Genomic DNA, 26,888 nt, shown 5'->3' with positions numbered 1-26,888 from the left:
ATATTTTTGTGCCACCGTAGGAACGGTAACGGAAGAAATAATAAGAAATTATATAGCAAATCAATTCAATGAAGGTAAGGACGAAATATTCAGGATAGAAGAATGAGTTTAGTCTAGCTTTGAGGATGCTTTAGCTAAGGCCTTTGAGCAGGACTTTAGCCTGGGAAACGACTTTAGTCGTCGACATTTATGTCTAAATCCACCTGCTTTAGCAGGTGGTCGTTTAAGTTATGAAGTAAACTAATCTTCAATTGGTAAGGAAGAATATTTAGGAGTGAAACAATGGGAAAAGAAGATGTGAAATCTGTTTTAGAGGCTTGGAAACTAGTTGAATCTTTGTCTCCAAGCGAGGTAAAGGGTATTGGAGAAGTGATTAACAAAAATCGATTTTTAGACGGGAAAAAGCAACGTAAAACTGAACAAATTAGTTTATCAGAAAAGCCATGGGAGCAGGTGAAATTAAAAGAGTCTAGTAAGGAAAACCTACAATTTCGCTATTATTTGGGATGCTTTCAACAATATAAACTAGTTGAGTATTTACGTAATTTACTGCAAAATAATGATGAACTTATCAACAAAGATAAAACAATTCTATTTAGCTTTTCCTTCTCGATTGATCAAAATGGGGAGTACATAAAGGGTTCAATTTTTGTTCCTATTTTAATGTATGCAACTAAGATAATGAGTAAAAAAGCTCATATAGCATATGATGAAATGAAGACAGCATTTGATGATAAATTACAATTATTTGAAGACAAAGTAGATGCCATTTTTAAAGGTGGAGTGGATCAACATTCGCTCTACAAAGCTTTAGATACATATCGACAGTATTTTTTTCTACTAGAAAACCAATTACACTATGTGGAGAAAGAAATCATAAAAGAAGGCAGTAGTGGTCAGAGTAGTTTCAACAGCTTCTTTTTAAAAGATTTAGAAAATATTATTCAAAAAGGAACTAACGATACTTTATATAAGTTTATCGAAGGGGTAGATTCTAATAGGATCATTATCGATGAAAATAGAAAGGTTATAGAAGAAATATTACAGCCTAAATATTTACCGAATAGTAGATGGCCTTCTAAAGTCGAACATAGGTTGTCTTTGATGCAACAGGTTGCAGTTAACCAAATTATAAACATGAATGAAAAAGTGCATTCAGTTAATGGACCTCCGGGAACAGGGAAAACAACTTTATTAAAAGATATTTTTGCGCATATCATGGTTGAAAGAGCAGAAGCCATGATTAAATTAGGAGATCCAACAAAAGCGTTTCAAAAGTTGAAAACCCTTCAATTAGAAGGCTACAATTATCCAATCTATGAGATGGAAAAATCAATTAGAAATTATTCAATGGTTGTAGCTTCAAGTAATAATGGTGCAGTAGAAAACATTTCTAAAGACCTTCCAAAAGAAAGGGAAATTATTCGTAAAGTTGACGAAAAGGATGAGTTTAAAGCATTTGAAGAACTTTATGCTGATGAGGCAAAACAGTTAAATATGTACCCAATTGCTGCTAAAGAGTTAATAGGTAATGATGAAAAGGCGTGGGGATTGTTTTCTGCTGCAATGGGAAAAAAGGAAAATATATCGAGCTATTATAATAAACTTTATAATAAAGATGAGGATAGTTTTATAAATCAATTAGAACAAGATAGTAAAAACATTGACATGTCTAATTGGAAAGACGCTGTTAATGATTTTCAAGCAACACTAAGATCTATTAAAGTAAAGAAAAAAGAACTACAATTTATATGCGATCAACGTAAATTTATTAATAATTTAAAAATTGAATTAGATAAAACGGAGAAAATTATATTAACTATAGAAGAGAAAGAGAAAAAAATAGAAGAAAAACTAGAAAATTTCCAAGAGAGAAAAGCATTATTAGAAGAAGAATTTGAAACAGTTTCAAGAGAAGGGCTTTTGAAGAGAGTAATTAGAAAAGTGCTTGGTAAAAAGAATACGCAAATATTACAGTTAGAAGATGACTTACTAGATATTAATGAAAAAATTCAGAAAGAAATAGATAATTTACATCAATTAACCTTAAAAAAGTATGTAGCACAAGAAAGTATGTTGGATAATAAAAATAAAATAGATTACTATTATCATGTAATGGAAAAATATGAAAATCAAAATTTAGTGCTACCTGATGAGAAATATTGGAGTAGTTCTGCATACGATTATAGGCAAGAAAAAGCAATTTGGATCACAGATGAATTAAACTATGAAAGAGGATTGTTATTTTTAAAAGCAATGAAGATTCATAAGTTGATATTAATATTTAACTATAAAGCGATAAAAGCTAACCTCCGTTTATTAAATTATCGAAATCAGTTAGATTTAAACCAGAGTGAACATAGACGATACTTGGAATATGCTTGGCAAGCTGTTCATTTGATAACGCCATTAATAAGTACTACTTTTGCAAGTTTTAGTTTGATGTACAAAGGGGTAAGCAAAGATTTTATTGATTATTTGTTTATTGATGAAGCTGGGCAAGCTAGTCCACAGCAAGCAGCAGGAGCATTATGGCGTTCCAAAAATGCTATTGTAGTTGGAGATCCACTTCAAATAGAACCAGTCGTAACTATTGATCAAACAATTCTAGGAGACATTAAAAAATACTATAATGTGGATTCTATTTATATTGATAAAGGATCCTCTGTACAATCTATTGCTGATAATGCAAATAGATTTGGAGTATATAATAAGTATGGACAGTGGGTTGGAATTCCTTTATGGGTTCATAGAAGGTGTTCAAGTCCAATGTTTACCATCTCTAATGAAATTGCTTATGATAATAAAATGGTCTTAGCTAAAAAGGAAAAGCTTGGAGAAAGCGCATGGTTTCATTGTATAGGTAGTGCAATTAATCGCCAATTAGTAAAAGAACAAGCATACTTTGTTGCGGAAAAGATCGCCTCACAATGGAAAAATGGTATAGAGCCACCAGATATATATGTAATCACTCCTTTTACCGCTGTTAAAGACGGTATTAAGAACATTGTAAGAGCACGCTTAAAGCAAGAAGGTATTCCAAATCGAAGTATAAGTAGCTGGATCATTAAATCAATTGGAACCGTTCATACATTTCAGGGTAGGGAAGCAGATATTGTTTATTTTGTAGCTGGAACAGATGAAAAAAGCGATAGCGCTGCCAATTGGTCATGCTCTAAGCCTAATCTAATTAACGTGGCTGTGACAAGAGCAAAAGAAGAATTTTACATGGTAGGGGATTATAAACGCCTTTCAAAAAAAGAATATTATAGCACCATAGCAAGAAATATTGGTGAAGTTTACAATCTTGAAAATAGTAGGTATGTAATTAAGAAATAGTTAACGCTCTTATTATGATAACATGAAATTATAGAAAAGAAGCTTGTTTTATAAAATAAGAATATTAAATCCCCACACGCTATAAGTGGGGATTTAATAGCTATATACGTTTTGTTCAATAAACTTTTGAAATCTTTGAGAGGGGTTTTTGGATGAAGGAAAGCAGCATAAAAAAAGGCATGCTATATGCAAAGAAAATTCTTGAAATGGAGAACTTAAAGGTAAGTGAAGAACAGACTAATTTAGTCAGAGAAAGCTTAAATGGAGAAATTTCTCACGATCAATTTATTAAAAAAGCTTTAGAGTTAGCAAATGAAAGTATAACCCAATCAAAATAATACCATGAAGGTGATAGATATGTCTTATTGAACCTCTTGTGACTTTGGTTATAAGGGGTTTAAAACTAGCTAGTTACAAAACCTCAAATGCCGTTTCTATATTTTTAGAAATATAATTCTTATTAAAATTTCTGTGTTTGACAAACAGCATATTCCATAGCTTCTAACAAGGATTCAACAGCCTCCTTGCTAATTGGTTCCCCAGAAAAATTTAATCCATCAGCGTTTTACAAATCCTCTTTAATCTTTTCCATTCTTTTAGCAATATATCTCTCGTCTTTTTCGGTTAGTTTATTCCAATTATCATTTCTGTTGTCTGTCCTACCTAGTAAGTAGTCTACATATACATCGTAGAAATCAGCTAAATTGTTTTAGTGTATCGTAATCAGGTCGTCTAGTCCCTTGTTCATAATTCGCTAATTTACCTCTAGAAGCAGTTTAATATTGAATTATATTTTTTGTTTTCTTAAACAAGTCGTTTTTTAACGTTTTTTCACCTTTAATTATCATTATAGGAAATAAAGTGTTTCTAGCCTGTAAAGGACGCAAGATGTTTTCTGTTGTTGGAGGTTGAAGCTAGTATACATCAAAAATAATTGATTGTAGAGGAGACAAATTTCGTCAAAAAGTATCTAAATGGTATTACACCACAAAAGCTTGGCTCTATTGAAGATGAGATAGCCCCCTTGTTTATATTTAGCGAAAAACAACGCTGCGTATTATGGTTTATCAATCGATGAAAATTTTTTTGAAAAAAGCAAACGATTCGTTTCCTTGATCAAAAGCTATCTATTTAGATAACCCAATACCCAAATTTTTGTTTTAAGTATTTAAGTTCTGTTGTCGAACCGAATTTACCGTGTGCTTAAAGGAAAAAACAAGATCAAATATTCAAAAATTTTATTAAAATATGTGCATTTATGAGATTACCCCAAACGGAGTTTTTAATGCAGAAAAGCAAGTAACTAAAAATGATAGGGCAGTCCATCTATTCATTTTGCATATGTTAAGAAGAGGGGGAGATTTCATGACGAAGCAAAATGAAAAGAAGCGTCCAAAGAGAAAAAGTCATTTAAAGCTTGGAAAGGAAACGTTTGGCGACATGCCAATGGAAGAATGTTTCCGAAAAGCATTTGAACCCTATTTCAATCCAGATAAAGCAAAGAGCACTTATTTAAGCAGGCTTGAATAAGCCTCCTTTTTTTCAGATGGACAAGCACGTATCTACTTTACTGTCCATTATAAATCAAAAATTATACGAATAAAGCAAATATTTAACGAGGCAGTGTTTGAAAATGCAACATGTGCATTATTAAGAATACCTAGGAGTGTATACTGACCCACTTTATCAAAAGATGAAACGTTTACAGGTTGGAGAAAGCCTTCAATGTGGTGAAGCATGTATTACGTATACAAAGTTCAATTTGTACGAACTTACGTCCTAGGAAAATTCATGGATGCTATTCCAATTTAGACAAGTGTTATAAAAGAGTGTGTGAGGTGTAACGAATGGGTGGAGGAAACCTTAAAAAGTATAGTTGTAAAGGCTATAAATTATGCTATAGGACAGGGATAAATTGAGTTTGGAATTTATTTGGCCTGCTTGCAAATCTTATATCTATGCCTGATTCCTGTGAAATTAAAAAACTGCTGAAAACCTAGCGACTTACATGAATTAATGCAGCATGATTGGAGTGTATAAATGCCACTCTAATTATATCATTGACATTTATAGATATTCTTTTTAGTGAAATAATTATAAAAATTTAATCACCTATTGCTTAAATTTCTTCATCTTTGTTAGAATTTTAGTGTAAATAAACAATATTTCTTTTATTTAATATTTAATGGAATTGGTCTGCTTGTTGCACGCTGACAATCGAAGAGAGAATATGTGAAAATTCTTACAGCAAGAATTTTTGAGATTATAACCGCAGACTTAATTCTGTTTTCATCACATGAAAATTGACACTTTATTGACTGGTTAATTTGACAAAAAATAAAAAATACTCTTAAATCAATCCTTATCCATGTTATCGTGGAATAACTTACAGAAATAGAGTGATTTAGTTGAAAAAATTTTGAAGTTAGCTTTAATTGGAACACTGTTGCTAGGTTTGATAGCTATTCCTGTGCAAAGCATATCTGCACAAAGCCAATCAGGACACAGTCAAGAAATTATGCTAGAACAAACCAAAAAAATAGCTGATTCTTACATTAAATTTCAAAATTTTCTTTTCATACAGACCAAGTAAAAGAGCATGCTAAAGCGTGTGGTGTAAAACTATTAAATAGATACGAACTAGAACAATTCATTAACTTCTCCACAGGATTTTATCGAATTTGTAGCAAAGAGTAAAATGCCTTCTCAGAGTGAAACAACACTTGTTTTTTGTTCAATTAAAAATAAACCATTATATTTAACTCGGTACCAAAAGCACGATCAATCTGATTTAAAAAGGGTGTTAAAAGAAGGTTTAAATGCTGGTGGCGTATCCCTGTTTTATCTATCAAACGATACTATGTCTACGGATAATGAGGTAGAAATGGGGAATTATTTTAAGACGTTTGGTATAGATGTTATTGATGGATTTAGTTATAACGAAATTAGTGATACAATTACATCTAATAGGGAAATGATCCCGTATCGTCTTAGTAAATATGCCCCGCCTATTAGTGATGTTGCCGAAAGAGATGGTGGTAGGGGGACGGCTTATGAAATGAAAAACGCTATCACTACTTTCCATGGATTTGATGAATTCAGCTTTTTTTTTGCTAATCAAGAGATTGTAGGAAGTAACTTGTTAAAAGACAATACAAAGGTGAAGAAAAGCTTAAAAGTTGGTTATCAATATGATTGGCAAGAATCCTTTGGGATTATTGCTTGCGATTCCGATTATAAGGTAGTGTTTGTAAATGAACTTTGTGAACTACTCACCACTTAGCTTCGCTTGAAGTGGGAGCTTCTCATTTCCACGACGAAAGCAACCTTTCGTCTCCATGAGCGTTACTTCGGGAAGTTCCTGCCCTAGATGTCCGACGAATCGGAGTTTCTTTCGTACCTTGGATATTTTACGCATGGAAGGATTCGCTTGGTTTTCGCATTATTAGTTTCTCCATGCAACCTCATATATCCAGTTTTCAAAGAACACTTCATGCTCTTATGGTAACATGCGTTCGGTCAATTAGCACGTCTAAAGACGTACTTGACCGAAAGCCAATTCATCTCCACCTTACCGCTGGGATTTCACCCTTCACACGCTTGAAGATGGAGACTTCTTGGCTAAAAACGTTAAAGGGTCACCGAATGCAAGTATTGTAGATAGAAAGGTGTTTACAAAGGCGTTATTGTCAAAAGACGATGTTTCAAAGGTTGCTGTTTTTCATAATCATCCTTCAGGCATACCTGAACCAAGTCCTGAAGATAAACAAATTACCAAAGGTCTGAAAGAGGTATCGGAAAAACTGAATATACAGTTTTTAGATCATTTTATTGTCGGAAAAGAAAGTGTTTATTCATTTGCAAAATATATTCCTGAATATGTATGTAGAAATGAAGATTATAGCAGTTTTGTTCAAAAACAGGCTAAGATAAAAAGAGGTAACCAAATGGCATTTGAGCTGGAATTATGAGTGAGAAAGAGGGAGAAATATCTAAATGGGAAACATACTAATCTTAGCCGAAAAACCAAGTCAAGGAAAAGCTTATGGCGATGTGTTTCAAAATGTAAGCAAACGAGACGGGTATCTGGAAGTGCAAGATAGTCGTTTTTTTAATGGAGAAAAAGCATATATTACTTGGGGATTTGGTCACTTAGTGGAGCTTGTGCCTCCTGAAGCATATAATCAGAGTTGGAAGAAATGGGATTTGAATAAGTTGCCTATTATGCCTGAGGCGTTTCAGTTTCAAGTAGCCAAAGATAAGCAGAAACAATTTCAAGTGGTGAAGCGTTTATGCAACCAAGTGAAAGGAATTATTATCGCTACAGATAGTGACAGGGAAGGAGAAAATATTGCAAGAAGTATTTTGCAACAAGCTGGTGCAAACCATAAACCGATAAAACGATTGTGGATCAATTCTTTGGAAGTCGAAGAGATTGAAAAAGGATTGAAACGCTTACAAGATGGCAATAACTACATTGCTTTGTATAAAGAAGCACAAACAAGACAGTATAGTGATTGGTTAGTTGGCATGAATGCTTCTCGTTTATACACATTGCTTTTGCAAAAGAAAGGGTTACAAGGGGTATTTAGTGTTGGGCGCGTACAAACACCAACGCTCTATTTGATTTATAAACGTCAAGAAGAAATTGCAAACTTTACGTCCCAGCCATTTTTTGAGCTCGCAGGAAATGTGACGGTGCATGAGCAAAGCTTTGAAGCTAAACATAATCAGCGCTATGATACCAAACAAAAAGCGATGGATATTTTACAGTCCCATAGTATTCAAGAAGGTGAGCAGGATGGGAAAGTAAAAGAACTAGAAAAGGCATAAAAGAAAACGAGAGCTCCGAAGCTGCACTCTTTATCTACTTTACAAACAAAGATGAACAAACAACGGAAGTATAGTCCATCGATGGTGCTAGAGATTGTTCAAGGGTTGTATGAAAAGAAATTGGTCACTTATCCTCGAACGGACTGTCACTTTATTACAGAGAATGAATTTGCTTATGTGAAGCAAAACTTGACTGCCTATCAACAGTCTTTAGGTATTTCTTTTTCTGTGAAGTATCCAGCAGCAAGAAAAGCGTACGTGGATAGCTCGAAGGTACAAGAGCACTACGCCATCATTCCAACCAAACAAGTTCCACAGCTGGAACGTTTGACAGAAAAAGAAAGGGATGTGTATCGAGAAATTTTAGCGACAACCTTGGCCATGTTTGCACCCGATTATGAATATGAAGAAACAAAAGTAATCATTGATGTGCGAGGGTTAAGCTTTTATAAAACTGGAAAAGTAGAAAAGAATCGAGGATGGAAGGTATTATTTCCACAGGAAAAACAACAGAAGCAAAAGGAACAACCTGCGCAGCTTCCTGCCATGAAGCAAGGCGATGCTTGCATGGTCGATGTATTTATAAAAGAAGGAAAAACGCAACCTCCCAAACCGTTTACGGAGGGAAATTTAATTCAGGTGATGAAACATGCAGGGAAGGACGTCGAGGATGAAGAAGCAAAGCATATTTTGAAACAAAAGGAAGGCATTGGAACAGAGGCTACTAGGGCAAGTATTATTGAAACGTTAAAACACCAGCAGTATATTGAAATAAAGAAAAATGTGGTGTACGTAACATCAAAAGGGAAAACCCTTTGTCAAGCTGTAGATGGGACATTGCTAGCTAGTCCAGAAATGACAGCAAAATGGGAAACTTACCTAGCAAAAATAGGGAGAAAGGAAGGCTCTCAGGATAAATTTGTAGCTAATATAAAGAAATTCGTTACTTATTTATTGGAACAAGCACCTAATCAAGTAGCAACGCTAAACGGTGAAATCAACCAGGTATCAGAGCAATCCTATGTTGGTGATTGTCCCATGTGTCAAACCGGTAAATTGCAAGATAAGGGAAAATTTTACGGATGCAGTGGCTATCAAGAGGGGTGTACATTTAGCCTGCCTAAAACGATGTTAACGAAGAAGTTGCCGCAAACAGCTGTTCAATCTCTTTTAAATGGGAAACGAACGAATTTGATTAAGGGATTTAAAAGTAAGAAAGGGAAGAAGTTTGATGCGTATTTAACGTTGGATTTAGAAGGGAAAATAACCTTTGAATTTCCGAAGAGGACAGCGAGAAAACAGTAGTAAGAAAGCCTATTCCTTTTTGGGATAGGCTGGAATTAATTTATTAAGTGTCCTGTGGATTATCTAGGTGTTACCGAATTTTCTAGTGGTTATTTTAAAGTCTGCACCTTTATTCTTAGCTATACCAGGTGATAACTTATATTTCTGTGGCTTCTTCTACTCCAAAGAATTTTGTTTTCTTGATAGCTAAGTAAACACATACAGAACCAAGCATATGGCATCCGATTGCTAGTTAGATAATTTGCTTTTTTTGGTGTGGCTTTGCAAGCACATGGCCTGGTTTCCACTGGTTAAAGGTGATCGACCTAAGTTTTTTGGATCCGTAAATGCAACGTCAATTCCAGTATCTTACGTTTTCTTTGTTTGCATAGCAGTCAGTTTTTCTTTGAATTATTCTGATGTGGGTGGCGCGATAGCAAGATATCTTGATAAAATAGATTCAAAGACAAATAATGAATCGATTAATATACGCGTTAATGAGGGAGAACAATGAAAACAGCAGTAAAAATAATTACAATGGTTTTATACCTTTTTACTCTAAATTATCTAACTGCAGTATTTGAAATACCAAGAAATATATATTTTATTATTTTCGGATTTCCTATAACTTTAGGTGGAGTATTTCTAATAGAATATTTATTTAGAGATAAAATATAAGCGCTCTTACTACAAAACCATCTTCTGTAACTAGGAAACGAGTTACATGAAGGTGGTAATTTTGGTGTAGACACAAATTTCGTAATTGGTATAATTAGGTAAAAAAGACAGGTGAATATGAGAATAACTTCTTTGAGGAAATTTTAGCCAAGGTAGTTTTCTTATTAACGCAACTTAGTCACATAAGTAACGAGGAGGATTTCAACTTGTACAGAGTAGTCATTATTTTATTAGCTATATGTTTATTAATTACGTCATTATCACATTTATTCTTTAATTATGAACTGTCTAATTGGGTGGAATACGCAAACCTTATTATTGTTTTGATTCTAGTAATAGATTTATTCAAAGACTTATTTAAAAAGAAAAAAGAAAACTAAATTTTACTCCACATCCGGTGGCATAAAATTAACATAAGTGGCTCTCTTTTGCTCAAAGCCCACAGCCTTATATAAATATCTGGTACAAATTTTAGCGGTCATTTCTCGCAGTTGATATGGCGTATATTCCCAAACCCCGGTTTTATTTTTATGCTGCCACTTATATGTGATTTTGCCAATCCTTTTAATATCCAAATGGTATTGGCTATACAGTTGCCTTTTAGTGGCAGCTAAATCTATTCCAATGAGTCTAATGGCTTCATCCGTAAAGTCCAGATAAAAGTCGGGATCGTGAAAACCATCAAAATATTGTTGTTCGTGTTTAAATACAGCTATTGCAAGAGGCATAGCTATAAAGTTCACAGCGAGTTGTTTGAGTTCTCTATTCATTTTATCACCTTTTAGAACGTTTGTTCTTATTATAAGTAACTAATTAATTTTTATCAATTACAATAAATGGTATATGTAAAGTATGAAGCAAATTAACGTGGTATCATTTTCGTAAAATATGGACCTTGAGTAAGATAATGGAGAGGAATATGTAAAAGTGAATAGAAAACTAAATATTTTGATGTTTTATAATACAGTTTTTCATATAAACAATTTTATTCTGATCCTACTTGTATATCTCTTTGGATTAAATAGCATTGCAGCTCTGTGGCTTTTTACCCCTTTTATCTCTATTCTCTTTACAACTTCAATGATAGAGAATTCAAAGAAGATACTAAGTGGAACGGTTAGGAAATTGTCCATTATAGATTTTCTGTCACGGTGTTTTATTTTATTTTTTAATTTTTTTGCACTAAGTAACTTAGTTCATATCCCATATATTTATCTATTTGGTGTAGGCATCATTTTCATGATGATAAATATTTATGTTGAAGTGAGGATGAAAAAGCTGTTAAGTCATATTCAACAAAAAGATGTAGAAGGGGGTTCCTTAACAAAGGAAGAATTTAATGATTTGATTGATGATTACGTTAATGATAAATCTTCTAGTGAAACTAGTAAAAGTGTTCAATCTATTGTTTATATGGGGTATTCTAACGTTTTAATAATTGTATTAGTAATTGGAGGCATTATATCGTTTGATTTATTCGGAGTAAAAAACAGGTGGATTGTTCTTTTAATTGTATTTCTATTTTTGGCGATTTATTTATATTTAACAGCAATAAAGATTAGATCTTATTATAACGATAAAAAAAGAATAAAAGCAATAAATATAAGAGATAATATCACGCTTGTAGTAGGATTATCAATCATCTATATATTGCACGGAGTGGTTTATATCGGGGAATCAACCTTTAATTTCTTTGGTATTTTTCTGGCTTGCGCATTCTTTTTGCCAACCTTTAAAACAAATCAAGCGATTCGATCTAATTTTTATAAAACAAATAAAAATAAACATAAGTAAAAACTCAGGATGAAAATCGTGTTTCTAAACATTCAATACATAGCAAGCTTTTGCTCATAATAAAAACACCTCCTGCAATCATAATCGAGACGAGTTAAAGGCATGTGGTGATCTTTGTAAGAAAAGAAAGATTTCAATTGTTACAATTAGGGAAAAAGGAGGTCGTTAACATTGAAAGAGGGTTCTATACAAACGATTCTAGGAAATGGTACTTTTATTATATGTGCGTTTTTAACTGTTAAATTAAGCGGTAGAACCTTGCTAGAAAGTTTTATAGTATCTTTAATGGCGTGGGGCATTTTCAAATTAGTGACATCCAAGAAAATGAAATTATAATTTTTAAGCTAGTGATTGTTTTACTACTTCACATCCCACGGCACAAAATAACATAAGTTGCCCTCAATGGTAGGTGAACATGATACACGTTTTTCGCTAGTTTTTAAACATTATGTTGATAAAACTAGATACCCCTGCCTATTTTAGATGAAAAAGCTTATTCATTTATGTATAGGGCTGGGTCAAACCACCCGTTGAACGGGTGGTTTGTAATTATATGTTGTATTATATTTAGAATGCGTCTTGTATGCAATCAAAAACGTTTTTGAAGCTTTTTACACGCTATAATTCTAAATCATGATTCTTTGTACTTTTTGGATCGCTTATTGCCTTTTCATTCATATTCATGAAACGTTCTAAACGTTTAGACTCTTCTTGTATTCTTTGAGTAGCAAACTGAGTAAACTTAGCTATATCACTATTAGCTAGTATATTTACATATTCCGCCTTGTCTTCTGCTCTTATAATTAATGGAGGACTCCCTTTTTCAAGTAGCGAATAATTCATTAACATTCGACCTGTTCGGCCATTACCATCAGAAAAAGGATGTATGCGTTCAAATTGGATATGAAAGTCACCAACAACACTTATTATATCTTTCTGTGATTGTGCGTGTTTCAACTGGTAATTCAAGTTATCTACCCATTGTTTCATTAATGTAGGAGTTTCCCGGGGGCTTGCTGTAGGGAATTCAGCCCCCAAAATAGCATTCTCTGATTGTTTAAATTGTCCTTTATCTACTAATAAGCGATCCGTTAGTCTTTCATGTATGTCCTTAATAACGGTAATAGACATCTCTACTCCATTTGCAACATGATCAATGACATATCTAAATGCTTCTCGATGGTTTTCTATTTCAAAATATTCTCTTTTTGAAGTGTTTCCTGGTATTGTATCGTGAAGAATAATGGAAACTGTATCAGCTAAACTAATTGTGTTCCCCTCTATTGCAGATGAATGATGAGCCAACCTCACTAAGACATCTTGTAAATACTCATCAGTTAAAATGTATTTTTTACTTTTTTTCATATGTTACACCACCTTGTATTCATATTTACAAGCCTAACTCCAATTCAATTCTTCTATCTGTATCACTAACTCTAGGGTTTCGATCAATATTGTCGGAATGCCATCTCCGTCCGTATCAGGTTTTACTGGATCTGTTCCCATTCTTATTTCTTGTAAGGATGTGATACGAATAAAACTTTTCATTTCAACAATTTTTATTATCACAATTATACTATTAGGAGGTTGTGTTGTGAACTCAAACCATGAAGATTTTGATGATGAAACAATTCGTAAAGCTGAAGAATCATAGGCGTAAAACAGGTTCTTTCCAAAGTTCGTTGATTCTATATATTATAATTTGTTAGAATAAACACAACGCTTATCAATCGAAAGGGTGTTTTAGATGGATGAACTAATCAAATTACTTGATAAAAATTTGATTTGTAAAAGTACTAAGATATCGACGGATTCTATTTATTTCTATGTTGAATCCACTCGAAAAAATTGCACATGCCCCAATTGTCAAATGGTATCTTCCAGAACTCACTCACGCTATAAGCGAAGTTTTCAGGATTTGCCTATCCAAGGGAAAAAGGTAATTATCACGCTGATGAATCGAAAGATGTTTTGCGATAATCCATTATGTGATCGAACAACGTTTGCTGAGTACTTTTCCTTTATCGATTCTAAAGCCAAAAAAACTAGAAGATTAATAGAGACAATTATCGATATATCGCTGCCACAAAGCTCTGTGTCAGCCTCATCCTATCTGACTCGACATATAGCCGATGTTAAAAAAAGTACGATTTGTAATTACCAAAAAAAAAACGAACCAATCATAAATAAAGAGAAAAAAATTGCTGTTTGTATCGATGATTTTGCTCTAAAAAAGAGAAAAAGTTACGGTACGATAATGATTGACCTGGATAACGGCAGAGTTATTGATGTGATAGATTCAAGGGACAGAGATGACGTTGTTGCTTGGCTTTCACAATTTACAAATTTAAAGTACGTTTCAAGGGACGGTTCCCCTACATATGCTTCCGCTATTCGAGAAACTCACCCAAATGTTCATCAAATTAGCGACCGTTTTCATCTAGAAAAAAATTTAACGGATGCAGTCACCCTGTGCATTTATAAAATATTATCTGGTAGGGTTACTATTCCTTTGACGAAGGAAAAGGGAATGATGAATCAACTATTAGGAAATAAACCGTCGCGATGCGATAAAATCCTGTTGGTCAAGTCCTTAGCTTCTCAAAGAAGAACATTACAAGAAATCAGATCATTAACAGGATGCAGCATTCAAACCATTCGAAAATACATAAAAATGGACGAAGAGAACATCCCTAAAAGTTCAAATGATAAACGTGGACAAGAACACAGAGAAGTTATCAAAAAAACGATGGCTAAAGTTGAGAAAGTAAGAGCATTACATGATAAGGGGTACAGTGTGAGACAAATAACAGATAAGACTGGTCACACAAAGCAAACAATTAAAAACTACTTATCTCCCAATTTCAACCCATTCATGGTCGATATGGTGAGCAACGCCCAGGTAAACTATCCCCTTTTAGAAAAGAAGTCATTTCCATGCGTTCCAAAGGAGTTCTTTATAAAGATATTCATAAATCTATCGCTAAGAAAGGATATACCGGTTCTCAAGCCGCGATAAGGCAATTCATAGCAAAAGAAAAAAGGCTCCAAAAAGATGTAGAAGACTATGACGACGCCGGTTCAAGTGAAATCATAGAAAGAAAATGGCTCTTGAAGTTACTTTATAAACCATTAGAGAAAGTTAAACAACTCACTGACGAACAAGTACAGAATGCTTTCCGTAAATATCCATTATTTAAACAACTTTATGATTTAGTTTGGAGTTTTAAATCAATTCTTCTTTCCGGACAAAGAGAAAAATTACATACTTGGATTAACAAGGTACAAACTCTTGAGTTAACTAAATTAAACAGTTTTCTGAACGGCTTGAAAAGGGATATAAATGCAGTAGAGAATGCATTTTTATTCTCTTATAGTAATGGGCTGGCCGAAGGCAGTGTCAACAAGTTAAAAACCATCAAACGTATCATGTATGGCAGATTTAGCTTTGATTTATTACGAAATAAATTATTACTACTTGAATCACGCAAATTCAACTAACAATTACGCTTACGTAATAACAGGTATAAACATATTATTTTAACAAAAATAATATTGAAATAGTAGTGTTTTTTTAGATAATTATATATGTTAAAATTAGGATATAGAGTTAATTAATGGAATTAAGCTATCTCATGTTAAAAGTAAGTGTTTTTTCCTGTATAAAACTACTATTTTCCTGTATTGAATTCTATAGTTGTGGTATTAATATTTGATGGTTGAATTTGTTTTATATTTAGAATTATAAAATATGGTACACTACTTAGCAGTTTATTTAAAATACTTTAAGGAGGGTTTAAATTTTTTGCAGGGGGTAATTTATACAGCATACGCTTACCTTTATAAGCAAGGTGGCAAATGATAAGAACAGTTAAGTTTAAGGTTCCAATTAATTCTAGAATTCTTTAAAAACCAAGGAGGAAATTTGAATGAAAAAAGAGTCTTTATCTGTAAAAATGGAAAATATATCTGCAGAAGAACTTTCTTTCGAAGAAATTCAAGAAATAGACGGTGGCTGGTTGCCGTTGGCGTTGGGTGCTACTAAGCTGGCAAAGGGAGGCGCTATCATTGCTGGTGCAAATGAAGTATATAAATTTGGTCATGGGGTTGTAGATGGTTGGAAAGCTGCTGGTAAAAGATAATAGTGGAGGTATAACATGTCTTTATTAAATAATGAGATTAATTTATTATCAGAAAAAGAAATGATGGAAATCCATGGAGGATCTGATCTATCTACAGACCTTGGTAGAGCTGTTGGATGGGGGCTAAGAGTTTGGGGGGATCTTGGAAAGAGTACTTGGGAAGAATGCAAGAAAAGGGGGATTAAATCTCGTAGAGATTGTTAATTAATAAAAAAACTTCCTATATAGGAAGTTTTTTTATTAAATACATGCATTAATTTTTATCATATTTCGTATTTAATTTATTTTTATTAAGTATGAAGTAAATCCCAAGACATAGCATTCCACCAAAAGCAGGGAAATTAAAGTTCTTATAAAAAAGCAAATCAATAAAAAAAACAGTAGATAATAAAATTACCAAAAATCTAACAAAATATTTTCTTTTGAAAAAAAAGTTTAAAATACTATTGATTAAATTCATTAAAGTCACCATTTCTTATATAATTATTATTCATAAAATATAACACAAAATATTTAAAAAATCTATAGTTAAAATAAATTATACAGTTTAGGTGGAAGATCATGAAAAAGTTTTCTTTTATTATGCAAAGTGATTTAAAAGATTGTGGTCCAGCATGTCTTGCTATGATAGCTAAGCATTATGGACTTTCTATACCCATTTCCAAAATTAGAGAGGTAGCAGGCACAGATTTGAAAGGCACAAATATAAAGGGACTTTTAGAATCAGCTGAAAGATTGGGGTTTGAAACAAAAGGTGTTAAAACCACTAATTCTAAGTCATTATATGACATTCCTTTACCAGCAATTGCACACTTTAATTTGCCAAATGGTTTATTACATTATATGGTTGTTCATAAAGTAAAGAAAGATAAAATATATGTGGCTGATCCGGCTAAAGGACTTGTAACTTATTCAATAAAAGACTTTTGTAAAATTTGGACGGGGGTTCTAGTTCTACTCATTCCTGGACAAAGTTTTACAAAAGGCAGAGTATCGCAAGGAACATTTGTTAGATTTTTATTCTTATTAAAGCCACAGCGTCATTTATTATTGCCTATATTTTTAGCTTCTATCTTTTTTAATATTTTTGGATTACTAGGAGCGTTTTACTTTAAATTCTTAATAGATGATATTGTAACCAGCCAATTACTCCAAACATTACATATAGTTTCTATTGGAGTTATTATGCTGTATGTTTTTAAAGTAATACTTTCTTATATTAGGACTCATTTAATTTTGTATTTGAGTAGAAGAATTGATGTTCAATTGATGCTTGGATATTATCGTCATGTAGTGGGATTACCTATGAATTTTTTTGAAACAAGAAAAGTAGGAGAAATTGTTTCTCGTTTTATGGATGCAAGTAAAATACGTGACGCATTATCAACGATAACAGTTACATTAATGATTGATACACTAATGGTTATTTTAGGAACGATTTTATTATACATACAAAGTCCAATGTTATTTAGTGTTACCCTTTTACTTATTCCTTTCTACATTGGTGGCATTTTAATATTTCATAAACCATATCAAAATATTAATCGTAAAGAAATGGAAAGTAATGCAAAGTTAACGACATATTTAGTAGAGTCGTTAACTGGAATTGCAACTGTAAAATCTTATAATGCTGAAAAAGAAGTTTTTTATCAAACTGAACATCGTTTTGTGAATTTATTAAATCATGTTTTCAAAAGGGGAATGCTATCTAATTTACAAGATTCTGTAAAAATAGGGCTTGAATTAGTTGGTGGTACAGCAATTCTTTGGGTTGGTGCTATACAAGTTCTGAATGGAAATATGACTATTGGACAATTAATAACATATAATGCACTTTTAGCATATTTTTTAAATCCAATTGAAAATTTAATAAGTATTCAACCAACTATGCAATCTGCATTAGTTGCAAGTGAACGATTAAATGAAATTTTTGATTTAGATCCAGAAAGAGATGAAAAAGAATATAACAAAGTCTCCCCTAAATATCTATCTGGTAGTATTTCTTGTTATAATGTTACATTCCGTTATGGTACGCGAAAAAATGTTTTAAATGATATTAGTTTTTCTATCGTACCTGGAAATCAGGTTGCTTTTGTAGGAGAAAGCGGCTCTGGAAAAACTACTGTTTCAAAGCTGTTAATGGGATATTATGAACCCCAGCAAGGAGATATTTATTATGACTCTTATCATGTGAAAGAATTAAATAAGATAGCTTTACGTAATCGTATTGCATATGTTTCCCAAGAATCATTTTTCTTTAGTGGTTCAATTTATGATAATTTACGATTTGGATTAGAAGATCAAATTACATTGAAAGAGATCATACAAATATGTAAAGATGCAGTTGTTCATGATTTTGTTAGTGAATTACCTTTACGTTATGAAACTTTTTTAGAAGAAAACGCATCAAACTTATCAGGAGGACAAAGGCAACGTTTAGCAATAGCAAGAGCTTTATTAAAGAAACCAGATATTTTAATTTTAGATGAGGCAACAAGTAATTTAGATTCTACAACCGAAAAACTTATTGTAGACATGTTGAGGGAATTAAGAAATAAAGGAATAACGGTTATTATGATTGCCCATAGGTTAAGTACAATTCAATATGCAAACCAAATTTTTGTAATGGAAAAAGGAAAAATCATAGAGCAAGGTTCTCATGAAGAATTATTTTTATATAAAGGAGAATATTATCGGCTTTGGAAAAAACAATCAATTCATCTAGATACTTACTCAATAAGAGGTGATCAAGATTGACAAAAATTTATTCTTTTAACGAAGTAACCGATAGTGTAGAATTATTAGAAAAAAAACCACCTCGATTTATTGCTGTATTATTATGTTTTCTTTTCCTATTCTTAATATGTTTTATAATTTGGGCAATTTATGGAAATTTTGAGGTGGTTAGTAAAGGAACTGCAATGGTAGAAAGTAAATCAGATGTAAGTGTATCTCGAGCTCAAGTTCAGGGGATTGTAGATACAGTTCATGTTAGTTCAGGAGATGAAGTAAAAAAGGGAGATATTTTACTTTACTTAAAGAACCAAGAATTAGGAGATGGAAAAAAGGAAACAATTAAAGCGAAAAAAGATGGAGTTGTACAATTTCCTTCAATCATACAGCAAGGTAATTTAATTGATTCTGGTCAAGAGATTGTTTCAATTATTCCAAAAGAAAAGGAAAAAAAGGTGAAAATTTTACTATCACCGCAAGAAAGAAACGGAATTAACAAAGGTGATAAAGCTCAATACTCATTTAAATTAAAAAATACAGATAAACAAACAGGAACAGTTACATACATAGCAGCACATCCTATTTTTGATAAGAACTCCAAAGAGTACATGTATGAGCTAGAGGCAACAATTTCAACGCAGGACTTAGATGAGCTATACATTGGAATGGCGGGAAAAGTATCCATAGTGACAGGAGAAGTACCAATATGGAAAAACTTATTAAAGAAATTAGATATACTATAGTTTATGTAAATATAGTATCTGAAAGAAGTTAAATGTAAATAAGTCGGCAACCACCATTTCAACGAGGCTGGGACATAACTAGGAAAATAAATAGAGTAGAGGAAAAAGCTAAATAACTTTTGACCCCTTTCAAACCACCGTACGTACGGTTCCGTATACGGCGGTTCAATAGTTTGAGTGTACGAACTGGTATTGAAGAGCGATATCTTTATATCCTCTCCATGCCAGTTCTGTATCTGTTAATGAACTATGGAGTACATAGCTAGTTGCTATAATCCAGTAGCCTTTTCTTGTATTCGACCATTCATAAGCTTTACGCTTACCTTAATTTATTCCAGATGAAGATGTTCTTAACGTATTTGACCGTGGTTACTTCAACCTTGAAAAGTTTGAGGCTTATTCTGCGAAAGGAATCAAAATAGCAAAACAGTAGTTAAGGGTAAAAATAGATATACTTTTTGCATACGAATTCTATACGAAACTCAATAATTTACATGATACAGTAATAATATAGGTTATTTCCCTAAAAAGCTGTGAGCAAGGTACTTCCTGTTCACAGCTTTTTTTTCACAAAATGCAGGGATGAAATTTTAAAGGAGATTTTTATCTTTAATAACAAATGGAAGGGAGAATAAGGATATGAACACAGAAAAAGATTTAAGAAGAAAGTATAGCGAGCTTCTATTTGCCAAGCAAAATGAACAGAGGTATCCAGAACAAAAAGGCTATGTAAAAGAGCGTGAGAAGATAGAAAGGCAGTATTGGGATGCCGTACTTAAATCGAAGTTACCAAAAGAACAGTTAGAAGCAATGGAAAAACAGGTGATCAATGAGCTTGAAGAATTTGCTGGCTTGTACAAGCAAAATGTGGAGAATGATTTAGACAGTGATAAAGACAGAGAAGCTTTTAAAAAGCTGTTCATGCAAAAAGTTTTGGAAGAGTTAAGTGAGCCTGTACCAAATCAGCAAAAAGAAGCGACTCCATTTAACAAGCAGCAATACGAAGTCAAAGCGAAGGAATTCGAACAAAAATATGGATATGATGTTGTTTATGCGCTTAAGAGAGAAGTATTGGATGAAATCAAAGAAATGGATTTAACGCCAGCTCAACAGGAAAAACTTCAGCAGATAGAAACAGAATTAGAAAAAGAAAGAAAAATGCACCAAGAATTAGTGGAAACGCAAAAAAACAGCAAAAAAGAAGCGAGTAGTCAAAGGGCTAATAATAGAACGATGGAAGCTCCCTATAAACAGAGCGAGTTTTTAACTGGAGTTGAAAATGATTATACGCGTAATAATAAAATAGATAAAAAGCAACAAGTTGAACATTTGACGAATGAAATAGAACGGGATATTGAAGATTATTTTGCAACTCCTGAACGTCTCAAAGAATATTTATCATTTATAGGGAATTTTCATCAATATTCCTTTAGAAACACAGCATTGATTCACAGCCAATTTCAGGGAGCAACAGCAGTAGCCAGTGCTAAGTTTTGGAAGGATAATGGTTTTCCGGTAAAGAAAGGGGAAAAAGGAATTCAAATACTCGTGCCAAATAAAACGGATCCCAAGTTTAAAACAGAGGATGGGAAATGGAAACGTATAGAGGATGCAACAGATGAAGAAAGAGAAAAATTAGAAGCAAATCAATTGGAGAAGAAAAGAAGCCGTCCTTCTTTTTCAGTGGGACATGTATTTGATATTAGTCAAACAGAAGCTACATCAAGTGATTTACCTCATATCTTTCCAAATAAACGGTTAGACGGAAAGGTGGAAAACTATAAAGCTACCCTGAAAAGTCTCAAAAATATGGCCAATGAAATGAATATATCAGTAGGAGAACCTTTTGATGAATTAGGTGCTGCAAAAGGAGCTTTTTACAATGACGATTCTGGTAAAAGAAATGGGCACATTAGTTTGAATCCTCGGAATAGTGAATTGCAGAATGTTAAAGCATTGCTACATGAATTAGCACATGCAAAATTACATCACGTAAAGCATAAAAATCACCAGAAGCTTTCTACTGCTGAAAAGGAATTCCAAACAGAAATGACTGCTTATACTGTAGCAAGTTACTTTGGTATGGATACAAGTGACTACTCCCTTAGTTATTTAGCAAATTGGACTCAGGGCAAAGATTTACACGACAAGGAAAAACTTTTACAAGGAGTAAGAGAAACAGCGACAGAATTTATTGGAGCAATGGAAGAAGGGTTAAATAAGCAAAAAACTATGCAGCATGAATTTGAAGAAAATAAGGATACAATCAATCATAAGAACAACTTATTCTGGTATGAAATGAAAGAAAGTCCGATAGGGGACAATTCTCAACCCAAAGGATTTGTGGATTGGAGAGAAGGTGAAGGAATGCATGGTATTGTAGCTTATGAAAGAAAGCTAACAGCTGATGAATTAGCTGAATTTGGGATGCACCCTTATGAAAAAAAGAAAACAAAAGAAAACAACAAACAAAAAGAAGCAGCTCTTTCTATGGAAGCTTAAAAGTAAATTGTGCTACTGCTGTTTATAACGAGTAGCACAATATAACCATTACCTATTTTCCTAAATTAAGAATATCGTCGTTGTCTATAAATGTATCATTACTTGATTCCTGGTGTTGCGCGTACATCATTGTAAACTGTCCCCCCGTTTCCCCACGTATAGAATACACTGCCTCCAGGCAGTGGTAAAACCCATATTTCAGTCGGTCTGGGCATAGAAGCATGAAATCAAAGATATAAGGTTATGTTCACTACTATGGACGACCTTGTTCATGTACTAAAAACAGAATAAATCATTCGTAAATTTTCAGACAAGAATGAAAAAAATACGAGATGCAGATTTTAGTCATTATTAATAATTTAAGCTGATATGTTTTTTCATTTATCATTTTAACATCAAATAAAGCACCTAAAGAATGGGGAGAATTATTGGGTGACTAAGCAATTACAACAGCGATATTAGATAGAATCTAACATCGAGTTGAAATCATTCAACTAAATGAAGATAGTTATCGAATGAAACATAGATCTACCATATTTGGGCAAGAAAGTGTTTCAAATTAATGAGCATAAATTGTGTCTTTTTAATTGATGTTCACACCCTGTTCTATACTTTTCTTCAAACTTATAGTTTCTCCATTCTATTAAGCATCCTCTATTGTCAAATATAATCTAACTTACTCTTATTGTATTAGTGTTATATGTACGTAACAAAATACATAAAATATATTTTTTTGTGAATTTAATAAATTTATTTGAAAATTATCCAATATTATGATATATTAGGATAGATTTCTAATACATAAGAAGGAGGTGTAGTATTTTATGAAGAGATTAATTTTATCTGCATTGGTAATTGCTCTTGGTATTTTTGCTTTTTCATCTTACGCTTCAGCTAATGAAGAATTGTCATCGCAGGAAGCTACAGTTGTTGAAGTTTCAAATGATGAAGTAGTAGAACCTCAATGGAGAGCCCTTGTAAATGGTGCTAAGTACTGGGGAAAAGAAGCACTCAAGTCATTTGTAGATAACGGAGGCTTAAGTATACATTCTAACGAAGACTTAGTTTCCAATAGTGATCTTGAAGAAGCTTTTGATAATTAACTAAAACAATAAGCGCATTTTTTATACTAAATGCGCTTATTGTTTATGAACGGAGAATTTACAATGAGAAAAATCTGTTTATTAACAATTGCTTTACTTACAATTACATTTGTTATTCACTATTCACTAATTCTTATGCATGCAGCGCCAACTAACCCTATTTCAGCTAAATATAATAACTTATCTAGTACATACACATCAACGATCTTCTCACAAAATTGGCATCTATTTGCGCCGGATCCTATTAATAGGAATGTACATATATATATACAGGTAACAGACGACACTTCTAAAGATACCAACAATCACTGGATTGATATGACAAGGCATTTTATAAAAAATAATAATGATAAAGTAATAACTCCTTACAACAGGACTATAAGATTAATAGACGGGATTTTTGCCGATACAGTAGGCTCTAACTACACTAGTGATTTAATAACAAAATATGTTAATAAAAATGATGAAGATGATGACCCTGTTGTCGATATGCTAACAGAACATAAAAAGAGTTCTCAAGAGAAAGGGGAGTATAGTCTCTATCGACTTGCCTCTTCTTATATTAGGTCATTTATGTCGGATAAATATATCAGCATGAAATACCTTAGGGTTAGATTGACAGTATATGAAACAGTCCCTTTTTCTAAAAGAAATGATAAAAATTATGAAAGAAAGATAGAATATAATAAAACCTTTAATTGGAAAGAAATTAGTGAGGTTTCTCAAATGTATTAAGGAGGTGTAATAGCAATGAATGCTGAAAGAGTAATTGACTATTTTTCTAAAGAAAGATTTACTATAGGGACGAGTATCTTACGAATTATTTTTGGTATTATTATCTTATACAACTACGTGATATTATATAGCCAACGCCATTTACTTTTCACCAATAATGGTTATGCTACATTTGGAAATAGTGGAGTATCCCTTTATGATATCTCCAATTCAACAATGTACTTTGATGTAGTTTACAACGTTGGTATAGTAGTTGCTATTTTATATACCTTAGGAGTAAAGGGAAGGTTAAGTAGTATATTAAATTTTATCTTTTATTATTCTCTATATATCCGTTTTAACCATATTGGAGATGGTGGAGACAATTTAATGATAATTGCATTGTTTTTCTTGATATTTGCTGATTGTACAAAGTACTTTTCTTTCGAACAGAACATTAAGAATAGAAAGTCAAAACACCCAAATTTGAAAAATATAACCTCCATTTTGCATAATTTTTCAGTGTTTTTTATAATTGCTCAAGTTATAATAGTTTATATGGTTTCGGCAACTTATCAGTTAATGGGCGAAACTTGGTCATCAGGGACGGCTTTATATTATATTTCGCAAGTTCAAACAATGTCCTCTCCTATTTTTGAAAAACTAGCTACAGGCTCCCTTGTTTATTTAGGAGTAATACTTACTTATGCAAGTATTTTCGTAAAATACGCATTTGCATTTATGATATTTAATAAGAAAACAAAAATATTTATTGTTTCTTGTATTTGTATGTTTCATATAGGGATTGGAATAAGTATGCAGTTATATACTTTCTCTCTAATTATGATTGCCGTTGAAGCATTGCTATTTACAAATGAAGAATACTATTCGTTTTATAACAAACTCCAAAAAACAGGCATTAAGATCAAAGAATGGTTGCTTACTTATACAAACGATTTTTCAAAAAGGCATCTACAGAACTATAAGCTTATCGTATTTTATGACGGAAGGTGTGGACTGTGCTTAACTACTGTATCAAATTTACAACGACTTGACTGGTTTGGCTTAATTACATATGTTGATTTTAGAGATAGCAGTAACATTAAAAATGAGAGCCTTAATTTAAATGAATTAGAAAAACGTATGCATAGTCTAAAGGTTAAGAATAGCAAGATACAAAATGGAGTAGATTCTTTTACAGAACTTACTAAGAGAATTATTCCACTATGGTTTTTAACTCCTATTCTTTACTTATCAAAATGGCTAGGAATTGGTAATGTGATCTATGATTTCATAGCCAAAAGAAGGAATTTAGTACCCGTAAATAAGTGTATAAATAATGTGTGTTTGAGAGAAGACACAAAGGTAGGTGACTAGAAACTATGGTCGTTATAATATTATCGTTAATAGTACTTGTTATGGTTTTTATAAGTTTTCTTGTTGGTATAAAACAGTATAAACAAAATTTAAAGAATAATGAATATGATTTGCTAGAATATTTAGAGAAACATAAAGATAACTTATCAATCACTATAAAAGAAGATGGACATGACACTTTAACATTTAATCAAAATGTTAAATTTCCACTGGCAAGTACAGTAAAGATAATAATTGCTTTTAATTTTGTCAGATTGGTTACAACCTGTAAACTTTCTTTATCTGAAAAAGTGAGTCTCAGCTATATTGACAAGTTTTATGTTGTAAATACTGATGGTGGGGCACATCCTGAATGGAAAAAATCAATAGATAATTCTAGTGAAGTATCATTGTTAGACGTAGCTAAAGGAATGATGCAATTTAGTTCAAATGCTTGTACAGATTATCTAATGAATAGAATTGGGTTAGATGTTATTAATGAGAGCTTAAGAGATTTGCAAATTAATACACACGATAAAATCACTTATCTAACGCCTTCCGTATTAATGCCGGGATATTTATCAGATAAGAAGAAAATAGCAACTACAAAGATGGAAACTATGAGGTCCGCTTCCTACCAATCATTATCAGAAGAACTATTTAAGAAAACGGAACAAGGAGAATGTGAAGATTTAAAAGAAAAAACATCACGAATGTTGAGTCGGAAAATTCAGTATTTAATAACTGAGAAGCTTCCATCTTCTACTACAAAGGATTACGTAGACCTTATGTATAAACTTGGAAAAGAGATTCTTAGTGATGAAGAGAAAAAATTATTTAGTGAAATTTTAATTGGGGAAAATATAAAAGGAAATCAAGATAATTATTTCTGGTATAAAGGAGGAGCAACTCCATTTGTGTTAACTTCTTCTTTGTATAAAGAAAACGCAGAGCACTCTATTGTTATTTCGCTATTCATGCGTGATGAAAAAGCCGAAGATTCATATTGGATACAAAATGTCTTTAATAATTTCATATTCAGTATAGCCACCGACATTGATTTTAAGAATAAAGTAAAATCAATATTTAAAGAAAATATGTGAGTGAATACAATTCAAAGCTCAAGAAAAAATAAAAAAGAGGAAAACTTAGTCTTTCTCTTTTTGCAAATCTTAAACATATATTCTTTTGGCATATCCTCTTGAATCCTGCCTTCTATTGCCTTGCGTAGAATGGCACACTTTTTAAAGTTCTTTTTGCAGAACCAGTCGGACCCTTTAATATGATATGATTATCATGAATATAGGAACCACTAGAAGCGAGTTTCAAAATCAAATTCTTATCTAACCGTCTATCCTCGTGATACTCTATATCTTCAATACTAGCGTTAGAGATTATAAACGGCTCTATACTGAATGTGGTGGTGTCCTCTATCGCAATGGGATTTTTCAGTGTGCAAAAAAATACACTCATTCTCCCTCTCTTTGTTACCCTAAAGTTGTTAAGACAATAGAAAAAGAGAGGGGATAGGAGTGCAACGTCATTTTATCATAAAATTATTGGGGATTAAAGTGGATAGGTTACACTTGACTAGACAAAAAAATTAAGGTGAAGTAGACTAAACAGAACATAAAATGATTCCTATTAAAAAAGTAAATTTACTCAAC

22 protein-coding genes and 4 pseudogenes are annotated in these 26,888 nt (G+C 32.4%); 21 read left to right on the top strand and 5 right to left on the bottom strand.

What is annotated here, in order from left to right:
* The first annotated feature begins 282 nt into the window (after positions 1-282).
* Complete coding sequence (locus tag BUB45_RS18545; protein ID WP_073013263.1) at positions 283-3,339, top strand: DEAD/DEAH box helicase; 3,057 nt, start codon at positions 283-285, stop codon at positions 3,337-3,339.
* A 152-nt stretch (positions 3,340-3,491) separates the two neighbouring features.
* A complete protein-coding gene (locus BUB45_RS18540; RefSeq protein ID WP_073013261.1) occupies positions 3,492-3,677 on the top strand; it encodes a hypothetical protein in 186 nt (61 codons plus the stop codon).
* A gap of 122 nt (positions 3,678-3,799) precedes the next feature.
* On the opposite strand, the pseudogene BUB45_RS20545 reads toward BUB45_RS18540, so the two are convergent.
* Positions 3,800-4,042: pseudogene (locus BUB45_RS20545) on the bottom strand (hypothetical protein); the annotation flags it as partial.
* A 662-nt stretch (positions 4,043-4,704) separates the two neighbouring features.
* Between BUB45_RS20545 and BUB45_RS20030 the strand changes: the two are divergent.
* Together BUB45_RS20030 and BUB45_RS18530 are read left to right on the top strand one after the other, a co-directional pair.
* The gene (locus BUB45_RS20030; RefSeq protein WP_162985790.1) at positions 4,705-4,869 is read left to right on the top strand and encodes a hypothetical protein; all 165 of its coding nucleotides are present in this window, start codon (positions 4,705-4,707) and stop codon (positions 4,867-4,869) included.
* 1,168 nt (positions 4,870-6,037) lie between these two features.
* Positions 6,038-6,622 carry a hypothetical protein gene (locus BUB45_RS18530; protein WP_073013259.1) on the top strand — a complete coding sequence of 195 codons (585 nt, stop codon included), beginning with the start codon at positions 6,038-6,040 and terminating at the stop codon, positions 6,620-6,622.
* Here BUB45_RS18530 and BUB45_RS20290 read toward each other — a convergent pair.
* Positions 6,608-6,757: a hypothetical protein gene (locus BUB45_RS20290; RefSeq protein WP_176087306.1), complete on the bottom strand. Its 150-nt coding sequence runs from the start codon at positions 6,755-6,757 to the stop codon at positions 6,608-6,610. The genes BUB45_RS18530 and BUB45_RS20290 overlap by 15 nt on opposite strands.
* Positions 6,758-6,956: 199 nt before the next feature.
* Between BUB45_RS20290 and BUB45_RS18525 the strand changes: the two genes are divergently transcribed.
* The 4 genes and pseudogenes from BUB45_RS18525 (at position 6,957) to BUB45_RS20020 (ending at position 10,514) form a co-directional block, all read left to right on the top strand.
* A complete protein-coding gene (locus tag BUB45_RS18525; protein ID WP_073013257.1) occupies positions 6,957-7,310 on the top strand; it encodes a JAB domain-containing protein in 354 nt (117 codons plus the stop codon).
* A gap of 25 nt (positions 7,311-7,335) precedes the next feature.
* Positions 7,336-9,477: pseudogene (locus BUB45_RS18520) on the top strand (type IA DNA topoisomerase).
* A gap of 489 nt (positions 9,478-9,966) precedes the next feature.
* On the top strand, positions 9,967-10,134 hold the full coding sequence (locus BUB45_RS20025) for a hypothetical protein (protein ID WP_170861791.1): 168 nt from the start codon (positions 9,967-9,969) through the stop codon (positions 10,132-10,134).
* A gap of 206 nt (positions 10,135-10,340) precedes the next feature.
* On the top strand, positions 10,341-10,514 hold the full coding sequence (locus tag BUB45_RS20020) for a hypothetical protein (RefSeq protein WP_170861790.1): 174 nt from the start codon (positions 10,341-10,343) through the stop codon (positions 10,512-10,514).
* A 3-nt stretch (positions 10,515-10,517) separates the two neighbouring features.
* Here BUB45_RS20020 and BUB45_RS18510 read toward each other — a convergent pair whose 3' ends face one another.
* The gene (locus tag BUB45_RS18510) at positions 10,518-10,904 is read right to left on the bottom strand and encodes a YhjD family protein (protein WP_073013253.1); all 387 of its coding nucleotides are present in this window, start codon (positions 10,902-10,904) and stop codon (positions 10,518-10,520) included.
* Between the two features lie 493 nt (positions 10,905-11,397).
* Between BUB45_RS18510 and BUB45_RS20285 the strand changes: the two genes are divergently transcribed.
* Entirely contained in the window at positions 11,398-11,928 is a 531-nt protein-coding gene (locus BUB45_RS20285; protein WP_212590793.1) for a hypothetical protein, read from the top strand.
* A gap of 618 nt (positions 11,929-12,546) precedes the next feature.
* Here BUB45_RS20285 and BUB45_RS18500 read toward each other — a convergent pair.
* Positions 12,547-13,293: a Fic family protein gene (locus BUB45_RS18500; RefSeq protein ID WP_073013249.1), complete on the bottom strand. Its 747-nt coding sequence runs from the start codon at positions 13,291-13,293 to the stop codon at positions 12,547-12,549.
* Positions 13,294-13,675: 382 nt separating this feature from the next.
* Here BUB45_RS18500 and BUB45_RS19455 point away from each other — a divergent pair, with 382 nt between their 5' ends.
* The 12 genes and pseudogenes from BUB45_RS19455 to BUB45_RS18445 all read left to right on the top strand — a co-directional run bounded on the left by BUB45_RS19455 (position 13,676) and on the right by BUB45_RS18445 (position 26,324).
* Positions 13,676-14,947, top strand: a complete 1,272-nt coding sequence (locus BUB45_RS19455; RefSeq protein ID WP_084723824.1) for a transposase — start codon at positions 13,676-13,678, stop codon at positions 14,945-14,947.
* A complete protein-coding gene (locus BUB45_RS19450) occupies positions 14,866-15,429 on the top strand; it encodes a transposase (protein ID WP_084723822.1) in 564 nt (187 codons plus the stop codon). The genes BUB45_RS19455 and BUB45_RS19450 overlap by 82 nt, the downstream gene beginning before the upstream one ends.
* A 428-nt stretch (positions 15,430-15,857) precedes the next feature.
* On the top strand, positions 15,858-16,070 hold the full coding sequence (locus tag BUB45_RS18485) for a class IIb bacteriocin, lactobin A/cerein 7B family (protein WP_073013247.1): 213 nt from the start codon (positions 15,858-15,860) through the stop codon (positions 16,068-16,070).
* Between the two features lie 15 nt (positions 16,071-16,085).
* Positions 16,086-16,274, top strand: a complete 189-nt coding sequence (locus BUB45_RS18480) for a hypothetical protein (RefSeq protein WP_073013245.1) — start codon at positions 16,086-16,088, stop codon at positions 16,272-16,274.
* Positions 16,275-16,631: 357 nt separating this feature from the next.
* Positions 16,632-18,827: a peptidase domain-containing ABC transporter gene (locus tag BUB45_RS18475; RefSeq protein ID WP_170861789.1), complete on the top strand. Its 2,196-nt coding sequence runs from the start codon at positions 16,632-16,634 to the stop codon at positions 18,825-18,827.
* The gene (locus BUB45_RS18470) at positions 18,824-19,546 is read left to right on the top strand and encodes a beta-barrel domain-containing protein (RefSeq protein ID WP_073013241.1); all 723 of its coding nucleotides are present in this window, start codon (positions 18,824-18,826) and stop codon (positions 19,544-19,546) included. Before BUB45_RS18475 ends, BUB45_RS18470 begins: the two co-directional genes overlap by 4 nt.
* Before the next feature lie 639 nt (positions 19,547-20,185).
* Positions 20,186-22,048 carry an ArdC-like ssDNA-binding domain-containing protein gene (locus tag BUB45_RS18465; RefSeq protein WP_073013229.1) on the top strand — a complete coding sequence of 621 codons (1,863 nt, stop codon included), beginning with the start codon at positions 20,186-20,188 and terminating at the stop codon, positions 22,046-22,048.
* Positions 22,049-22,219: 171 nt separating this feature from the next.
* Positions 22,220-22,611: pseudogene (locus tag BUB45_RS20870) on the top strand (ATP-binding protein); the annotation flags it as partial.
* 261 nt (positions 22,612-22,872) lie between these two features.
* On the top strand, positions 22,873-23,151 hold the full coding sequence (locus BUB45_RS18460; RefSeq protein WP_073013227.1) for a hypothetical protein: 279 nt from the start codon (positions 22,873-22,875) through the stop codon (positions 23,149-23,151).
* A gap of 45 nt (positions 23,152-23,196) precedes the next feature.
* Complete coding sequence (locus BUB45_RS18455; RefSeq protein WP_139300207.1) at positions 23,197-23,886, top strand: DUF5819 family protein; 690 nt, start codon at positions 23,197-23,199, stop codon at positions 23,884-23,886.
* Between the two features lie 15 nt (positions 23,887-23,901).
* Positions 23,902-25,242, top strand: coding sequence for a DCC1-like thiol-disulfide oxidoreductase family protein (locus BUB45_RS18450; protein ID WP_073013215.1), 1,341 nt, complete (start codon positions 23,902-23,904; stop codon positions 25,240-25,242).
* 5 nt (positions 25,243-25,247) lie between these two features.
* A complete protein-coding gene (locus tag BUB45_RS18445) occupies positions 25,248-26,324 on the top strand; it encodes a serine hydrolase (protein WP_084723820.1) in 1,077 nt (358 codons plus the stop codon).
* Positions 26,325-26,466: 142 nt separating this feature from the next.
* Here the strand turns inward: BUB45_RS18445 and BUB45_RS20865 are convergent.
* A pseudogene (locus BUB45_RS20865) lies at positions 26,467-26,622 on the bottom strand (AAA family ATPase); the annotation flags it as partial.
* Between the last annotated feature and the right edge of the window lie 266 nt (positions 26,623-26,888).

The sequence above is a fragment of the Virgibacillus chiguensis genome (assembly GCF_900129865.1).
In the GTDB taxonomy this organism is placed as follows: domain Bacteria; phylum Bacillota; class Bacilli; order Bacillales; family Amphibacillaceae; genus Virgibacillus; species Virgibacillus chiguensis.
This window is presented reverse-complemented; position numbering and strand designations above follow the sequence as displayed.

What these genes read in the sequence shown, in the direction of transcription:
- BUB45_RS18545 (WP_073013263.1), top strand. Translation starts at nt 283, where the DNA reads ATGGGAAAAGAAGATGTGAAATCTGTTTTAGAGGCTTGGAAACTAGTT.
- BUB45_RS18540 (WP_073013261.1), top strand. Translation starts at nt 3,492, where the DNA reads ATGAAGGAAAGCAGCATAAAAAAAGGCATGCTATATGCAAAGAAAATT.
- BUB45_RS20030 (WP_162985790.1), top strand. Translation starts at nt 4,705, where the DNA reads ATGACGAAGCAAAATGAAAAGAAGCGTCCAAAGAGAAAAAGTCATTTA.
- BUB45_RS18530 (WP_073013259.1), top strand. Translation starts at nt 6,038, where the DNA reads ATGCCTTCTCAGAGTGAAACAACACTTGTTTTTTGTTCAATTAAAAAT.
- BUB45_RS20290 (WP_176087306.1), bottom strand. Translation starts at nt 6,757, where the DNA reads ATGCGTAAAATATCCAAGGTACGAAAGAAACTCCGATTCGTCGGACAT.
- BUB45_RS20025 (WP_170861791.1), top strand. Translation starts at nt 9,967, where the DNA reads ATGAAAACAGCAGTAAAAATAATTACAATGGTTTTATACCTTTTTACT.
- BUB45_RS18510 (WP_073013253.1), bottom strand. Translation starts at nt 10,904, where the DNA reads ATGAATAGAGAACTCAAACAACTCGCTGTGAACTTTATAGCTATGCCT.
- BUB45_RS18500 (WP_073013249.1), bottom strand. Translation starts at nt 13,293, where the DNA reads ATGAAAAAAAGTAAAAAATACATTTTAACTGATGAGTATTTACAAGAT.
- BUB45_RS19455 (WP_084723824.1), top strand. Translation starts at nt 13,676, where the DNA reads ATGGATGAACTAATCAAATTACTTGATAAAAATTTGATTTGTAAAAGT.
- BUB45_RS19450 (WP_084723822.1), top strand. Translation starts at nt 14,866, where the DNA reads ATGCGTTCCAAAGGAGTTCTTTATAAAGATATTCATAAATCTATCGCT.
- BUB45_RS18485 (WP_073013247.1), top strand. Translation starts at nt 15,858, where the DNA reads ATGAAAAAAGAGTCTTTATCTGTAAAAATGGAAAATATATCTGCAGAA.
- BUB45_RS18480 (WP_073013245.1), top strand. Translation starts at nt 16,086, where the DNA reads ATGTCTTTATTAAATAATGAGATTAATTTATTATCAGAAAAAGAAATG.
- BUB45_RS18475 (WP_170861789.1), top strand. Translation starts at nt 16,632, where the DNA reads ATGAAAAAGTTTTCTTTTATTATGCAAAGTGATTTAAAAGATTGTGGT.
- BUB45_RS18465 (WP_073013229.1), top strand. Translation starts at nt 20,186, where the DNA reads ATGAACACAGAAAAAGATTTAAGAAGAAAGTATAGCGAGCTTCTATTT.
- BUB45_RS18460 (WP_073013227.1), top strand. Translation starts at nt 22,873, where the DNA reads ATGAAGAGATTAATTTTATCTGCATTGGTAATTGCTCTTGGTATTTTT.
- BUB45_RS18455 (WP_139300207.1), top strand. Translation starts at nt 23,197, where the DNA reads ATGAACGGAGAATTTACAATGAGAAAAATCTGTTTATTAACAATTGCT.
- BUB45_RS18450 (WP_073013215.1), top strand. Translation starts at nt 23,902, where the DNA reads ATGAATGCTGAAAGAGTAATTGACTATTTTTCTAAAGAAAGATTTACT.
- BUB45_RS18445 (WP_084723820.1), top strand. Translation starts at nt 25,248, where the DNA reads ATGGTCGTTATAATATTATCGTTAATAGTACTTGTTATGGTTTTTATA.